The organism is Pseudoalteromonas sp. SCSIO 43201 (assembly GCF_023716725.1).
GTDB classification, from domain to species: domain Bacteria; phylum Pseudomonadota; class Gammaproteobacteria; order Enterobacterales; family Alteromonadaceae; genus Pseudoalteromonas; species Pseudoalteromonas peptidolytica.
The window spans coordinates 691,575-707,494 of sequence record NZ_CP072683.1 but is presented as its reverse complement, the minus strand read 5'-3'; the positions used below and the strand labels follow the sequence as shown (position 1 = coordinate 707,494).

The following is a 15,920-nucleotide window of genomic DNA, read 5'->3' as shown; positions in this document are numbered from 1 at the left end:
ACTATGCCTTTGATCTAAGCGCTAGAATAAATGCAACAATCAAAGACAATAAGCCACCGATAAAGGTAATTCCTAAACAGATCAGAGCACGTGATGGCCCCGACTTTTCTTCCGGATAGATAACAGGAGACAAAGGTTTTACCAAGTGGTAGTCACCAATAGACGATAATAATTTTGAACGGGTTTGCTCTGCTATTAACTCGTAAAATACAGTACGTAACTCTGCAACACTGGTTTCTGCAGCTTTTTGTTTTAAATACTCTATCGCTTCTTCAGCTTCGTGTTTATCTTTTGTGCGCCAAAATTCATTTATGTCTTCAACCAGCCAGTTGGTTATATTCACTGATAACTCAGGTGCTAGCGTAGTGACTTTTAGCTCTACAAGACCTTTTTTCTTCATATATAAAACATCTATGCTACCTAACAGAGAAATATAACCTTCCCATGCTGATGGAATAACTTGCTTGCCAGGAGGAGCGCTTCTTACCCAAGTTTTTGTCTCAACATCATAAAGCTCCGGGTTGTAGATATAGCCGTTATTATTTGAATCCCATTTCTCAAGTGCGAGTATTTCAGGAAGCAAGGTGCGCTTGTCGATAAATGGCTGCAAAAAGCCACGACTTTTCATAAACTCAATCGCCGCATCAACATCATTTCCCTCTGAGCCGCCAAGAGAAATTCCCGCCATACTAGCAAGACCACCGAACTGACCAGCCAGCTTAGATAGCCCTCCGCCCTCTTTGGCGTTAGATGGTACTAAATAAACTTTAGCGGTGTATTTATTGGGTTGTTCCATCGCTACCAATACAGAGAGCGCGGCTGAAAGCAGTGTTCCAATAATCACAACCCATTTGTATCGCATTAATTTTGCAAATGTGAAGTTTATCGTTTGTTCTGTGGCTACAACATTACTTTCCATGGAATTTCTCAACCAACTTTAGCTAACTAAAAGGCGGGCATTATAACAAACGGAAGATTTATTAAAATAGCATTTTTGGTGTTTAAGTGTAGCCAAATGCAACCGCCAAAACCGCTGACTTGTATTTGTGCTAACGCTTTTCTTTTACTCGATATGTACTTACCGTTAGCTCATATTTTTGAAGTTTGTTTACAAAAAGAAACGAAAGCGGTTAGATTATTCGTGTATGCTATTTGCTCATTAAGTACAGCTAACCAGTGTGACTAACAAAGCACGATGCGCTACTATACCTTGCTAACTCGTTTTTCAAGGTGCCTGAGATAAGTAGGCTGTGTTATCAAGGGCAAAAATAACCGTTCGCTTAATTAAGTAGCCCATCATGCGCTGGGGAAGCAGTTTTTTTACTAACTTATTACTGGTAACCTACTAGTAATGCGGTAATGGTTCTAACCGAGCTGTTGCGATATTAGAACTTAAAGCGAACCACGAAGTAGCTTTGACTACTTTTACTAACTGGCTCAATTTAACTTTAGGCGCTGTTACAAGTGATAATAAATAATTTAAGCGTTTTCTTTGCTACATTCATCAGCTTGTTTTTCTTTAGAAAACTAGCAAAGGTGATTAATCTTGTAGACACCCCCAATGAAAGAAAAATACACTCCGGTACCATCCCTTTGGTCGGTGGCTTATCAATATTTGTTGTTGTTTTTAGCTATTTATATGTGTTTCCAACTACCCTCTCTCATTCCTATATTTATCTTGGCTGCGCTGGCTTTTTATTGCTAATTGGTGTGTGGGATGACTTAAAAGACTTAAGTTTCAAACTCAGGTTACTCATACAAGCCATAATGTCTCTTGTGATGATGTTAAGTGCAGAGCTAATCTTAATTGATCTTGGGCAGCTTATCGCTCCTATTGAGCTCAACATCCCGTATCTTGGCTATTTACTGACTTTTATCGCTGTAATTGGTGCAATCAACGCTTTTAACATGGTAGATGGTATTGATGGTTTATTAGGAGGCATGGCAACAGTGACATTCGGCGCAATGTCTGTACTGTTTTTTATGTCTGGGCATACCCAGCTATTGTCATTTTGCTTTGTTGTTGTAATAGCAACTATTCCTTATATATTGATGAACGTTGGTGTGCCATTTGGCCAACGCTTTAAAGTTTTTATGGGTGATGCAGGCAGCACAGTTATAGGCTTTTCTGTAGTCTGGATGTTAATTGAAGGCTCTCAAGGTGAGCAGCGTTCATTTAGTGCTGTAACCGGATTATGGATAGCGGCAATCCCTATCATGGATGCGCTCTCTACTATAATGAGACGGATCAAGAAGGGGCAATCTCCCTTTATGCCTGACAGGGAGCACCTTCACCATATCATGATGCGTTTAGGGCTTTCATCTAGGCAAGCGCTACTGACAATCTGTAGCATTGCCTTACTATTTGCCGCAGTTGGGGTCATCGCTGAGTCACTTGATATTCCAGATTATGTGATGTTTTGGAGCTTTATTGCTGCAAATCTCGTATACTTCTATGTGATGAGCCGCATTTGGCGGATCACCGTAAAAATACGTAAGTATTTTGGGATCACTACAAAATTAAGTAAAAAGCAGTAACTATGTCGAAACAAAAGGTTGTCATCCTTGCCTATGGTGAGGGTGGGCATAAAAAAGAAATGAGTCTACTTTTCCAACACCTTATTGACTCCAACCTAACTTTTATCTCTTTGGGCCCTTCTGCTCTTCACCAAGGTGTAGAACATTATACCCTCGGTGATGTACGCCACAAACAAAACCGTATTAAATCTATCGGCATGGCCATGTATGGAGCGATGAAAGCGATAGTTACGACCTTAAAAGTCTGTCGTCAATATCGCGTAAGCGGGATCATTTCGACAGGGCCAGGCATAGCTATACTGCCTTCTTTACTACTTCGGCTACAAGGTAAAAAAGTTGTATTTATTGAAACCTTTTGCCGCTTCTATACCCGCTCTTTCACCGGAAAATTAATGTCTAAGCTGAGTAATGAATTTTGGGTACAAAATAAAGAGCAGCTCCGTCTATACAAAAATGCAAGATACTGCGGTAGATTATGAATATTTTAGTAACCGTTGGCTCTTCTTCGTTCGATAGCCTAATAAAAGACGTTGATAATACAGTGAAATCATATCCACACTGTCACGCAACATTTCAAATAGGTAGTGGTAGCTATACCCCAGTTAATGGCGAATATTTTAGCTTTGCCGAGCGTTTTTCAGAATGCTTAGCTAATGCAGACCTTATTATTACCCACGCAGGTGCAGGTACGGTATTTGAGCTGCTGGAGATGGGGAAAAAATGTATCGTAGTACCCAATGTAGAAAGGGTTGATAAACATCAGTCAGACTTGGCACAGTATATTACCGAGCATAACTTTGCCTTGGTTTGCCATAATACCAGGCATATTGCACAACTGATCGAACAAGCTCCTAACTACCAGCCTAACACCTATAGAAAAGAGCCATTCTTGCTGGCTGACGAATTAATTCAGCTTTTCTAACACGAGTGATGCTACTTTTCAGATACAAGTTGGTTAAACAGCGTTAAGATAGCTGATGTATTCGTCTGAGATGAAAATAGCGCACCAACTTTGTCACGCTCAAAAGAAGAAAGACAAGCTTGACGGTCAAATAATTGCCCAACCGCTGTTGCTATCGCGCTGGCGTCTTTTTGTGGTACCACAGCAACGGCATTGGTGTCTGTAAGTGTCGCAAGCTCGGTAAGCCCACCACATTCAGACACTACGGTAGCCAACCCCACTGCCATCGCCTCTAGCGCAGCAACACCAAATGATTCCTCTTGAAACGTAATTTCATCTCTAATTGAGGGCTGCACATATACATTATGTGAGGCCAGTAATTTTGGTAGCTGAGCGTGCTGAACTTGCTCTATGAATGTAATTTTTTGGTCGATATTGAGCGCTTCTGCCTGGGCTTTTAACTGGCTTTCAAGCTCACCGCCCCCCACAAGCGTAAGCGTTGCATTAGGGTAGCGATTTAGTAATAAAGAAAAGGCATCAATTAAAAAAGTATGCCCTTTACAGCCAATAAAGCGCCCAACAGAAATAATCCTTAACTCATCAAGCGCTTTTTTTTGCTGCTCCGCCAAAAATATAGGATTAAATGCGTTGTGTACTACGCTTATCTTATTCTCTGGCGTGCCTAAGTTAAGCATACATTTTTGCTTTAAGAATGCAGATGGCACAGTCCATTTGATAAAAGGCTTTTTACCCGCCTCTTCCAGCACTGCGCGATACTTAGGACGGATCAAGGGTTCACTGTTAACATCTGAACCATGTAAGGATGCCAAAGTGGGAATATTAAAACCCAGTTTGTCATTAACATGCATCCATGTCTTCACAGCATTACCCGTATGACAATGGATCACATCAGGTTTAAATTCTTCTATGACACGTGCCCATGTTTTATAGTCAATCATAAAGGGAAGTAACTGCAAACGTAAAGCAAAGGCCTGTGTAATACGTGGATTAATAATAGACTTGATAGGAGCGGTATATACCTTATCAAAAGGTCTGCTGTGTACATTCAAGCGCTTGGCTGTCAGTACCGCAGACTCAATCCCACTGCGCTCTAGTGCAACGACTTGATCATAAATAAAAGTCTCTGTCGTAACAGAAAAGCTAGGTATGTAATGTAGTACTTTCATCCATTTCTCGTGCAAGTCTGGTTAAAATGAGCGGTAATTTGCATATAATGGTCAATACATATTGTATAAATATTGCGATTACGATGCCCCACAGTCCAATTTGCGGCCCTAGCAGAAGAATACCTGCACACAATACCAAATTGGAAAATAGCGTAATTATAAATAAGCGTTTCACATAACCTAATGCCAAAAATATTGGGTGTACGGGGGTAAATGCGGTGGCAATAGCGTGAATAAGCAAAAATGTGATGATGTGCCATTTATACGCTAATAACTCCTCAGAGAACATCACCGGGATCCAGTATTCTGTAGAAACACTTGCCAGCACCACTACGACTAATGAAGGAACCAACAACAAGGTAATAATTTTTAGCATCGCGCCCTTAACCTTGCTGTACTCTTTGCTTGCTAGCAGTGTATTAACTTCGGGGTATAAAACTTGATTAAGCGGAGCTGTTACCTTTGTTGAAATAGTGGCAATTTGTTTGATCACTCGATACGCACCTGCTGCACTCACAGATACCACCGCACCAACTAGGATATTATCTAGTTGCTTGACCGGTATGTCGGCAAGTGCTGTCATATGCACTGTAAAATTAAACTTGTTAAACTCTTTTTTACGGGCATTTGAAAGCATAACATTGTTGTCTTTACGCGCCTTAAACAACGAAAGTGTATAAGGCAAACATAGCCATTGAATAAATACAACACCAAGCCCAAGCGTTAGCAGGTAACTAGCAACATAGTAGTCAACACCTAACGCCAACCAAAAGCCCACAAGTACACAAACAAAAAATAGTACAGCACTTATCACATTTTGTAATGCAAGGGCTTTATAGCGCTCCTGATAGCGTAAAATACCAATGGCAACACTAGTTTGATTAATCAAGACATAAAGAGCACACCACTGTAAAAGCTCAGTATATTCACTGAGCTTAAAGCTTTCGGTGTAAAGTGGGGCGATTAAAATAGCAAGCACAGTGCCAAGCACTGCGCATATTAAGTCATATTTTAATGTTGAAGTAAGCAGCCCTGCTTGGTCTGTTTCAAGGCTGAAATACCGGATCAGCCCTTGCCAAGCTTGTGGGTTAAAACACAAGCTAATCACAAGAATATACGCTTGCAATAAGGTCACCTGACCAAAAGACTCAACGCCAAGCGCTTTTAAAGAAATAGCGACAGATAAAAAATTAAGTACAGAAGCAAACAAGTTACCGCTGAGCAATACACCAGCTTGTCGGATAAGTTTATTCAGCATCACAATATCGTTTTTATAAAAAGCAAATAGATAAGCGCATTACCCTACGCGCTCTTCACTTTCGTTTGCCTCTTGCTTTTTAGAGATACCAAAAAACTTCCGCACCAGTACAGTAATTTTCCAGATGTTTACCATAATTTGATTGTAAACTAGCTGGCAAAAAATAAACCCATAAAACATCACGTAATCTGGAACGTTGTAAAGCTGCCCAAAGATACCGACTAGCGCAAAAAGACTCGCGATTGAGCAGATGACTAATAAAGTCATTTTAGGGCCCACACCTAGTCTTTGTAGAATATGATGTAGATGCTCACGGTCGGGTTTAAAAGGTGATTGGCCTTTTTTGATCCGCCTCATAATTGTAGAAACCGCATCCATAATTGGAATAGCCGCAATCCATAGTGCCGTAACAGGGTCTATCGCAACAACGCCACCTTGAGAGCCTTCGAGCAATAACCACACAACAGTAAACCCGATAACAGTGCTACCAGCATCGCCCATAAATACTTTAAACCGTCGACCTAAAGGGATCCCTAAGTTCATCAAAATATAGGGTAAAGTGGCAACAACAATAGCGATAGTAAAAGCAAACAGCTCAGTGAGCCCAGCTAAGTAAAATAGCACCGCCATCGAACTAAAAGAAACAGTAGCGAGACCACCTAACAGCCCGTCAATGCCATCTACCATGTTAAATGCATTGATAGCACCAACCACAGCAATGACCGTAGCTACTATGCCAAACATACCAATATTGAGTTCAAATGGCCCCACCAAAGTACCAACTTGTGAGAGCATTAAATCAGCAAAGAAAATCATGGCAAATGCCACACCGGCCTGAACTATAAGCCTCAATTTAAATGACACATCAATTAGGTCATCAATCACGCCAATCACTAGCAAGCTTACAGCGCAAATAAGATATACCCCAACATTGGTCATGCCATTGCCTGACAGCCATAAGTAACAACACACAATCACAAATATTGCCACACCACCAACTAAAGGGATCCGCCCTTTATGGTTTTTCCGCTCGTTGGGGGTATCGACGAGATTGATTATTTTTGCCAGCTTTCTAAATATGAACAAGCTAAGAAAAGCTGCAAAAAAAATGATAATGTTACTTAATACCACTTAAAATTGACCTATGTGAGAATTATTCATTAATTGCCGAAAGATTCGACCAGAGGCGTATTATATATCAAGCGCTTTTCAGAGTCACTTCCGCTTAAACTCTCAAATTTTATACAATAGCACAAGCTAATCGCAAGATAACAGCCACTGTACCATGTCGCTTTGTTTCTGTGCGACGTCTTAAATGCTAGAATATTGAAAAATCTAAATTTGCTAACCCACTATGCTGAAACAGCTCGTCAAAAGCTTAGCCAGCCAACTTGGCTACCATATTACTGTAACCCCTATTACCAACACCCCAGTTGCAAAGCGTGCCGCGTATATTCATATTGGTAAATGTGGTGGCAGCGCTATAGACAACGCGCTTCGTAAAGCGCTTGCAACCCCAGAAGATGCTAGGTTGTGCCGAGACACCAGTATAGCCGCAAGTATGACCAACTTTGGACAAGCCCTCGACTCTCTTGATAGCCAATGCCGCTTTAGTGAGCACCATCTCATCCAACTACAAGGCCTGTTACGATACTTTTTATCTCTTGAACGACATTATGTTAGTGGTCACTGGGGGGTGAATCACGATATTTTAAGCACCTATCGCGACGTACATTTTATTACGATGTTGAGAGATCCAATTGCCCGACTTAAATCAAATTATATCTTTAACAAGCTCACAAACAATTTACCTGTGATGCCTCCCAATAATTTTAGTAACGATGACTTAATTGCCGAAGCAAATACCATACTTTTTAGTACCAGAGGGTGGCAAATGGCCAATACCCAAAGCGCTTTTATTTGTGGCCGCTACCCTGCCACACCTGATGAGGCAAAGGCGCAGCATACTAGATTTATTGAAAACCTCGCTTGCTTTGGCCTAGTTGGCTTTTTAGATAACCTTAACGCGTTTAGTGACAAGTTCACCCAACAATTTAGTCGTCCACTTGACATTAAAGTACACAATGCGACTGAGTCTCAAATAAGCCATGAAACTCAAAAAGTAGTAGATACACTGCAAGAATATTTTAGCTCCAAAGAAATAAAAACACACCTTGCTAAGCTCTGTGAACAAGAGCTTAAGAACATAGACGTAGCTAGAGAGCGCTTTGGGTGAGACGAAAGCTCTTTATAAATAGCGCACTATTAATCATCGAGCGCGTTGTTGTACTGTTTTTTAGCTTTGCAAGCGCACTGCTCATGGCCAGGTATGCGGGTACAGAGCTATTTGGGCAATTTTCAACCATTGTAGCATTCGGTTCGCTGTTTCTTGTGTTTACCCAAATGGGGCTAAACAATGTAAGTAGCAAATATTTTACTCTATACCCTCATAACAGCGCTTTCTACTTAAATGCTTCATTGCTGGTGCGGTTTATATTTGCAGTGCTTATTATTCCTATCGCCTATGGATTGGGGTGGCTCACTCTAACCCCGACTGATGCCTATTTAGTTGCTTTACTCGTGGCGCTACAAGTAGGCAATGCAGCGACCGTTATTGAGTTTTTCTTTATCGCTAAGCAATCCATCACTGCTACACTTGTCCCAAGGGTAGTCATCAAAGTGGCGTGTAAAATTGCACTACTGGTGGCAATTATACTTGAGCTGCCAATCGCACTTTGGATAATACTCACAGGCCTTGAATATATTTTGCTGGCGCTGGCTTATTTACTGTTACTTAAACGACAGCCCCCTTCTAAACAAGAGAGACTCAACACCGCACCTAGACTACAACGTGGGGCACGGTTATTGCTTCAGCGCGGAAAATGGCTGCTGCTTTCAAGCCTTGCAGCGGTGCTCTACTTAAAAATCGACCAAATTATGCTAGCCAGTTTAGTAGATACCCAAGCGGTAGCGCATTACGCCGCAGCGGCTAAGTTATCCGAGTTTTGGTATGTGTTACCAGTGCTGGTTGCTAATGTATTTATGCCAAAATTAGTAAGCTTATATCGCGCTCAACCAAAACTTTACTGGCAACTACAAAGGCGCAGCTACTTATATTCCAGCATCGCAGCAATCATCGTCATCGCATTCACTCTTTGGCTTGCCGAGCCTGTCGTTTTACTACTGTTTGGAGAGGCTTATCGCAGCAGTATTTTGATTTTGCAAATACATATCTTTGGTTGTTTATTTATTTTTAGCCGAGCTTTTATGAGCCGGTGGCTCATTTTATCTAATAACCACAAGTTAAGTTTGCATAGCCACCTAATAGGAGCCATTGTGAATATAGTACTAAATGCGGTATTGATACCACAATATGGTGGTGTCGGTGCAGCCATTTCGAGTGTGGTGGCCTATGGCATGGCAAGTATTGGCTTTATGGTGTTTTATCGTAGTACTAGAGCTTATTTGACTACACTGGTTAAAGTAAGTTAACGATGTTATGGATAAACCATAAGGTCACTTGGCGTGACCCTATGGTTAGTTGGCTAGCTTAAACGAGCTAATCACTCGCTTAAATTCATCTGTTACGCCTTCCTTTTCAGACTGGCTACCACTTACAGAGAAGGAGATCAACGAGTTACTCTCCATATCTAAAAGAGCTAAGTTTTTTATTATTTGCTGATTACCACCAAAGTTAGCTTCAAACTGGTACTCAAGGCTAGCTAACGCACCAGTGTAGATCTTATCTTCTGAACCAATAATACGTACTTCCAACTCAGTTACTCCTGACTTGCCAAGCCCTCTTATTGCATTATCCAAATAAGCTTGCCACTCTGACTCTGAATTTGTGTATTCTTTACCCTTTAGGTACTGACAAGTTACATTAGTTGCCACCACAGAACCATTCAGTGTTTGCTTCGCAATTCTTTGTGCTATCAATAACTGTACGTCCGGTGAAAGTTCAACTTTCTGCTGTTTGGTTTCAGGTATAGTAGTAAAGACCACATCAAAATTACAAGCAGCTTGTGTGTTAAAACCAATCCAAAGTAACAGTAATGAAAAGACTCTCATTAAACCTCCATAAACAAAAAAGCTCAGCGATTGCTGAGCTTTTTATATTACTCTAAAAAAGGTTATTTATCTTGACCTTTTTGCTGAGAAGTTACTAGCGCTTGACGAGCATCGCCAGCGTTGCTGAACGCGTATGCGTTAACATCGCCAGTGTTTGCATCGATGTTGAATGTAACACTTAGCTTGTAAGACTTAGTAGTGTCAAGGCCTAGCGCCTTCATTACTGTGTCTTGACCAACTTTAGTTACTGTGTTGCCAGCTAGGTCAGCAAGTGTACCTTTGTACTCTTTACCGTTATTGTCGATAGCTTCAACTAGTACATCAGCTGCATTTGTAGACTCGTTAGCAAAGTGAACTGAAGTGCTAAGACCTGTGAAACCAACTGGGAAGTAAGGGATGTTGATGATAGTTGCATCAAGTGCCCACTTACCAGCATCTACGTTTTCAGAAACAGTGATAGGACCCGTTACACCAGCATCTGAAACTGTAACTTGGTAAGTAGCTAAAATGTCTTTAGTTTCAGGGATTACTTTAGCGTCACCTGAATCAAAAGTAAGATTGAAAGGAACTTTCGCACCTGTAGCTGCAACGTTTGCAGTAGGAAGCGTAAGAGTCAACTTTTGATTAGCAGTAGAACCAACTGCACTTAGTGCAAGAGAACCTACAGCAGTAGCTGATGCGTTAGTAAGAGCGAAGTCACCATTTACTAGCTGAGTTACAGGTGTAGTAGTAGTGCTACCACCATTGTTGAAGTTACCATCTAAAACAACTGTGTGAGTTGTAGCAGTTAGGTGAGCCTGTAAGCTTGAAGACTCGTTGTTAGACAGTTCAAATACTAGCTTATCTTCTTGCTTGTCAGTTGAATCAGCATTTTTAGAGAAAGTATCTTTTTCTAAACGCTCAATCAAACCATTGAAAGGTGCTTTAACATTGAATGCAAACTGACTTGTAGTTGTTGCAAGAACACCTGTACCAGTTTCAATCTCTGCACCTGCAACTGTAGTAGCCTTGTATGCTACGTTACCAGCACCAGAGAAATCAACACCTGCATCTGTAGCAAAAGACATACGGAATGCTGAGTTTGCAGTTAGTGGGTTACCTAGGTTTACAACGAACTCAATAGAGTTAGTTGTGTCGTCTACTTTAAACTTGTCAAAAGTAAAAGAACCTGTACCGTAGTCAAAAGTAACTAACGCTGGGTTTGTACCAGAAACTGCTTGACCGTCTACTGTTACGTAACCTTTACCGTCAGAAGTAACGTTTACAATGTTATCAACACCAGTGTTTAGATTTAGATCTTTAACACTAATTGTTTGGTCAAAAGTTAAAGTAATTTTTGATGCTGCAGGTGTTTCTTTACCAATTACAAAATCAACATCGAAAGCAACGTTAGCTGCCGAAAGCTTGTTTGCTACACCTTCTGCAGAAAGTTTTACTGGGTCGCTAGTTACTGTTGCAGCGTTTGCGCCAAATGCACCTACGATAGCTGTAGCTAGTAGCGCCTTTTTGAATAGTTTCATTATTTCCATTCTCCTAGTTTCATGAAACTGGTTTATCGATTAGGAAGGTCAATAAACCAAGAACTTTACAATCGGTATTCCCGATTTTATGCAAATCTAATTTTAACCTGACTTAAAGTCAAGTTAAAACTCTCATTGTCATTATTTTTGCCAATTGTTACAAAAATACAATTCTGACTTTTGAGTATGATTGCGCATCAGCATAATGCTTGTTATTTATTTTTATCAAACACTATCACTAATCGTGCTTAAAATAGCGCGTACGTGCTCGATAATCAAGCTAAAAGTCTAGGTTTTCTAACCCTTTTTTGAAGCTTTGTTTAATTTTCACCCAATCATCGGAACTTTTAACAATTTTAGGCGTAACTAACACAACTAATTCCGTTTTATCAGTACTGCGAGTATCAGACCTAAAAAAGTGGCCGAGCAGAGGGATGTTGCCAAGGCCAGGAACACGATTACCACCTTCTGAGGTATTTTGACTGATTAACCCCCCTAGCAATACTGTTTGCCCATTGCCCGCCACAACTTCTGTGCTAAGGCTACGCTCAAAAATAGCAGGAGTAGACGAATTACCACTTGCCTCTGTATTAACGTTAGATATAGTTTGCTCTATCGTCATTATAACAGTGCCCTGTGCATTAATAGTAGGAGTTACATTAAGGTCTACACCCGTTTTACGATACTGTATCGTCGTCGTCTCACGTTCACTGTTAATAGGATCCGTTGTTGTACTACCTATTGTAGGTATATCATCACCAACGCTTATATTTGCTGACACTCCATCTCTGACCAATAAAGTTGGTCGAGATAGCACATTCACTAAACCGGCCTTCTGATTCAAATTCAAATTTACGTTGCCAGGTAAACCGACTATAGAATAACTAAACCCACTTTCACTATTAAAGTTAAAACGTTCTGTACTAGTACCGGCCGCCCCACTTCTCAGTGCAAATTGTACTCCCTTTGAGAACCCACCAGTAAGCTTCACTTCCGCGATAACAACTTCCATCATAATTTGCTGAGGCATAATATCTAATTGCTTTATGATAGGCTGAAGATCTTGGTAATATTTGCCCGTTGAATAGAATATTAAAGCGTTGGCTCGCTCATCTACCACTAGCCTTATCTCATCACTTTGGATTGCAAAACTACTTTTTTGAGTGGTATCGGTCGCAGGTCTATTCGAGGAGCTGGGCACCGAAGTACCTGAGTTTGTCCCCCCACTAGGTTCACCTCCAGAAATTTGCCCTTTTAGAAGTGGTGCTAAACTTCTTCCTATATCAGCAGCTCGTGCATACTGTGGACGATATATATAAAAGCTTTGTTCCGAGCCCGAGGCTGGTTTATCGAGCACTTTCGCCCAATACTTTATTCTTGTTAGTATCTGGTCTGAAGTCGCAAAGATGATGATCTTGCCTAAATGCTCTAGGGGAACAAAAGTAACAGATTTTGACTGCCTTGATGCAGCCTTAGTACTTATTCCCTCTTCATCTAATAACTCTGATACTTTTTCTACAAAATAAGTTGAATCTATATATTTAAAATCAACCATCGCAATTGCTTTATTCGCAAATGTAGGGACATCAATAATTTCAATAATTTCTAGCGCCCTTAGCACCTGCTCTCGTGACCCCTCTATTCTTACAAGATTCTGTGCTTCATCAACCGAGCTTTTAGCTTCAAGTAAAGCATTCAAAAGCACTCGCGTATCAAGGGTAACATCATAATTCATTGGCACCATTTGATAAATTATGCTGGATACCAATGGCACAGACTCTTCAGTCCTGCCAAACCCAAACGCCATATCCGTTTTACCCTGATCTTTAATCGCTGGGTATACATAAAAAATATCTTCGTTTAGTGCAATACGCACTTCATTTTTAGAAAGTATGTCTTGAGTTAACTGAAACAACCTGCGCTCAGTTACTTGATTTTGCAAAGATAAGGTAACAGGCTGAACATTCTTCTTTACTTCTGGATCTATGAAATAAGATACATTCAATAACTCACCTAATACGTAGTGAACAAACTCATTCAGCGGCAACTCATTAGCTGAAAGCTGAAACGCTTTTTCACTAGAAAACTTATTGGCTAAATCAACCTCTAGTTTCGTTTGCGCCGGTTTCGCGATGGATTGAAGTTTGGTAAAGCCTTGGTTTTGGTCTGTATCTGTTTGTTCATCAACAGCTGCTGCCTGTGAATTTTCAGCTTCTGCTTCAGATAAAAAAGACTGCGTGACCGAAACCTTCCCAATATTAGAATTGGTAGACATACACCCATTGAGCATGAGCACCGTAACTAAAATGATCTGCACTTGGTATAACTTCTTATCCATTGTTACCTTCATTAACTCTTTTAAATAATCGGATATTACGCTCCTCGTTGGCTACAAGGATTGTCATACTATCTGTTGCTACTGATTTTAACTGTACATTTTCAGTAATAGACTCACCTGCACTCACTCTGAGCATACCGCCCTCTCTGCTGCTAAGTAAGACAAATTTATCTTGCTGATTTTTGAAGATGCCTAATAACGTAAACTCTATTCCATCGAAAGTAAGTACTTGCTGGCTTTTAGGCTTAGGCTTTTCGGGTGCAACCGCGCGCTCTTGCTTCACTTTTTGCGCAGCGGATAACGCATACCACTTTTTCTCAGCTTCAGTAGTTGCTGACAGCAGTGATTGGGATGGTGCGAAACGAAGTGCTTTAGCTTCTGTATTACTATTATTCAACTCCGTTGTATCGGCTAAGCCGGTCAGTAAATATGAGGAAGCTACCAATGAAATAACTAGACTAATACGAATTATCATCCCACCTCCCCTTGTTGATATATACTTACTTTAAGCGTAGCTTCAATGTTATGAGCAATACCGCCATCCCAGCTTCTCGTTTGAAATAGAAAACTGTCAAGAGCGAACATCGGCTGGCTGCTTTCAAGTGCTCTGGTAACTTTTGCCATACATATAGGGTTACCGTTAAGCTTTAGCTCTAGACTCCACTTTTTAATTGATTCATATGGTTGTGTGGCTATTTCCCAGCCCACTCGCTCTACATTACAATCAGAAGTCGTTAATATATTTTCTAACTGTTGTTGGATTTTTAGCTTAAAGGCACTTTCGCTTTCTAGTGGAAAAACCCACGCATTCGCTTGCTCACTCTGTACTTCTGAAATATTTTTTTCTTCAAGTAGAGTACCTGATTGGGACACAAGACTATTTAGCTTGCTAGCCCTTATCTGTAGCACTTGAACATCAGTTTTTACCTCATTTGTATACTCAAAAAGAGGGTCAACAACATACAGAGCAAAAAGCAAAACTATCATGATCAACCCATAGTGTTGATATTTATGTGGGATGCGTTTAATTAGTTTCATTCTGTACCTTGCTTTGGAAGCTTATAGTGAAGTGGTCATCACCTCTAATTTTACGAACACCACCTCGAATCGAAGCGTTTGATATTAGCTCTATATCACTTACAGCTTTAAGCACTTGGTTAGCATTTTTCGCATGACCAGAAATTTCAAATGAATTACCATCATATTCATACCTGTCCACGTAAAAACCATTATTCATCGCAATATTCAGAACATCCCATATAGGGTGGACCAATTTGGTTTGCTGAACAATATTTGTAACGGTCTGTGTAAGCGCATTATTTTTATCTATCGTATTACGATACTCTAGCAGTGCACTTACTTCTGGTGCTAGGTGTTCACTTTTGGACTCTAGTTGGTACCTTTTTAACTCATTCCAACCAAGTACGGATAGAAGTACAATAAAAATAGATATCAGAGGTAAGATATACAGAAAATGGAGCTTTAAGGGGTTCGCCAACATACCTTGGTTGAGAATTATCTTGCCTCTGAACTTTTTAAAATCTGTCATAAGCAACAGATTCAGCAAGTACTCTGCATACTCGTCAGCGTTGAACGTTTTATTGTTGGCATCGCTAGATTGGCCAATACTGTACTTAAATGCTTCAAAAGTCGATATCAACCCTCCTTTCACCACTGATGTGCCTTTTCCAATATAAAAGCTGGAATTGGGCGTATTCACTTCGGCAATCACTTCTCTATTAAAAAGTTCTGTTTCAGGAATATAGATAGCCGCTGAAGTCACTGTCATCGGTAGATTTTTAAGTTCTATATATGTGACAGTGAAACCATCGATTGAACTATTTTCATTTACTGTATAGGTCAGTTTTGCCTTACTAGAGTTCTTTTGGAGTTCCAGAATTTTGTTAAGCTCTTGCTTCGAAATTGAAGCATAATCTTTAGTGCGCAAGGTATAGAACTTTCTCGCCAAAATCACAACTTTCGGAACTCTGTCACTAGGTGTAAATCCCTCATGGCTTATACAATATAGCCTATCATCGTAATATCCAATCTGTGATTTAAGCTTTTCACCAAACCACTTTACTTGTATAAAGTTTCCTAAATTCAC

The 15,920-nt window shown here is 40.4% G+C and carries 15 protein-coding genes; 5 read left to right on the top strand and 10 right to left on the bottom strand.

Annotated elements, in window-relative coordinates; translation table 11 throughout:
- Position 1: 1 nt before the first annotated feature.
- Positions 2-919, bottom strand: coding sequence for a Wzz/FepE/Etk N-terminal domain-containing protein (locus J8Z24_RS02970; protein ID WP_147389400.1), 918 nt, complete (start codon positions 917-919; stop codon positions 2-4).
- Between the two features lie 545 nt (positions 920-1,464).
- Between J8Z24_RS02970 and wecA (J8Z24_RS02965) the strand changes: the two genes are divergently transcribed.
- From wecA (J8Z24_RS02965) to pssE, 3 genes are read left to right on the top strand one after another with little or no spacing between them, the layout of a single operon-like run.
- Positions 1,465-2,538, top strand: coding sequence for a UDP-N-acetylglucosamine--undecaprenyl-phosphate N-acetylglucosaminephosphotransferase (wecA, locus tag J8Z24_RS02965; protein ID WP_252095229.1), 1,074 nt, complete (start codon positions 1,465-1,467; stop codon positions 2,536-2,538).
- A gap of 2 nt (positions 2,539-2,540) precedes the next feature.
- Positions 2,541-3,017 carry a PssD/Cps14F family polysaccharide biosynthesis glycosyltransferase gene (gene pssD, locus J8Z24_RS02960; RefSeq protein WP_128731068.1) on the top strand — a complete coding sequence of 159 codons (477 nt, stop codon included), beginning with the start codon at positions 2,541-2,543 and terminating at the stop codon, positions 3,015-3,017.
- Positions 3,014-3,460 carry a PssE/Cps14G family polysaccharide biosynthesis glycosyltransferase gene (gene pssE, locus J8Z24_RS02955; RefSeq protein ID WP_128731069.1) on the top strand — a complete coding sequence of 149 codons (447 nt, stop codon included), beginning with the start codon at positions 3,014-3,016 and terminating at the stop codon, positions 3,458-3,460. The genes pssD and pssE overlap by 4 nt, the downstream gene beginning before the upstream one ends.
- Positions 3,461-3,471: 11 nt before the next feature.
- On the opposite strand, the gene J8Z24_RS02950 is transcribed toward pssE, so the two are convergent.
- The 3 genes from J8Z24_RS02950 to wecA (J8Z24_RS02940) are packed head-to-tail and all read right to left on the bottom strand — an operon-like array spanning position 3,472 to position 7,015.
- Complete coding sequence (locus J8Z24_RS02950; protein ID WP_176032520.1) at positions 3,472-4,626, bottom strand: glycosyltransferase; 1,155 nt, start codon at positions 4,624-4,626, stop codon at positions 3,472-3,474.
- Positions 4,601-5,884, bottom strand: coding sequence for a lipopolysaccharide biosynthesis protein (locus J8Z24_RS02945; RefSeq protein ID WP_252095228.1), 1,284 nt, complete (start codon positions 5,882-5,884; stop codon positions 4,601-4,603). The genes J8Z24_RS02950 and J8Z24_RS02945 overlap by 26 nt, the downstream gene beginning before the upstream one ends.
- 39 nt (positions 5,885-5,923) lie before the next feature.
- Entirely contained in the window at positions 5,924-7,015 is a 1,092-nt protein-coding gene (gene wecA, locus J8Z24_RS02940; protein ID WP_252095227.1) for a UDP-N-acetylglucosamine--undecaprenyl-phosphate N-acetylglucosaminephosphotransferase, read from the bottom strand.
- Between the two features lie 223 nt (positions 7,016-7,238).
- On the opposite strand from wecA (J8Z24_RS02940), the gene J8Z24_RS02935 reads away from it, so the two are divergent.
- Positions 7,239-8,120 carry a hypothetical protein gene (locus tag J8Z24_RS02935; protein WP_252095226.1) on the top strand — a complete coding sequence of 294 codons (882 nt, stop codon included), beginning with the start codon at positions 7,239-7,241 and terminating at the stop codon, positions 8,118-8,120.
- Positions 8,117-9,376 carry an oligosaccharide flippase family protein gene (locus tag J8Z24_RS02930; protein ID WP_252095225.1) on the top strand — a complete coding sequence of 420 codons (1,260 nt, stop codon included), beginning with the start codon at positions 8,117-8,119 and terminating at the stop codon, positions 9,374-9,376. Before J8Z24_RS02935 ends, J8Z24_RS02930 begins: the two co-directional genes overlap by 4 nt.
- Positions 9,377-9,421: 45 nt before the next feature.
- Here the strand turns inward: J8Z24_RS02930 and J8Z24_RS02925 are convergent, their stop codons facing one another.
- From J8Z24_RS02925 to J8Z24_RS02900, 6 genes are all read right to left on the bottom strand, one after another.
- Complete coding sequence (locus J8Z24_RS02925; protein WP_252095224.1) at positions 9,422-9,955, bottom strand: hypothetical protein; 534 nt, start codon at positions 9,953-9,955, stop codon at positions 9,422-9,424.
- 62 nt (positions 9,956-10,017) lie between these two features.
- Complete coding sequence (locus J8Z24_RS02920; RefSeq protein WP_252095223.1) at positions 10,018-11,475, bottom strand: Slr4 family S-layer protein; 1,458 nt, start codon at positions 11,473-11,475, stop codon at positions 10,018-10,020.
- Between the two features lie 280 nt (positions 11,476-11,755).
- Positions 11,756-13,813, bottom strand: a complete 2,058-nt coding sequence (locus J8Z24_RS02915; RefSeq protein WP_252095222.1) for a secretin GspD/PilQ domain-containing protein — start codon at positions 13,811-13,813, stop codon at positions 11,756-11,758.
- Complete coding sequence (locus tag J8Z24_RS02910; protein ID WP_176032528.1) at positions 13,806-14,288, bottom strand: hypothetical protein; 483 nt, start codon at positions 14,286-14,288, stop codon at positions 13,806-13,808. Before J8Z24_RS02910 ends, J8Z24_RS02915 begins: the two co-directional genes overlap by 8 nt.
- Positions 14,285-14,851 carry a hypothetical protein gene (locus J8Z24_RS02905; protein ID WP_176032529.1) on the bottom strand — a complete coding sequence of 189 codons (567 nt, stop codon included), beginning with the start codon at positions 14,849-14,851 and terminating at the stop codon, positions 14,285-14,287. Before J8Z24_RS02905 ends, J8Z24_RS02910 begins: the two co-directional genes overlap by 4 nt.
- Complete coding sequence (locus tag J8Z24_RS02900; protein ID WP_252095221.1) at positions 14,838-15,920, bottom strand: hypothetical protein; 1,083 nt, start codon at positions 15,918-15,920, stop codon at positions 14,838-14,840. Before J8Z24_RS02900 ends, J8Z24_RS02905 begins: the two co-directional genes overlap by 14 nt.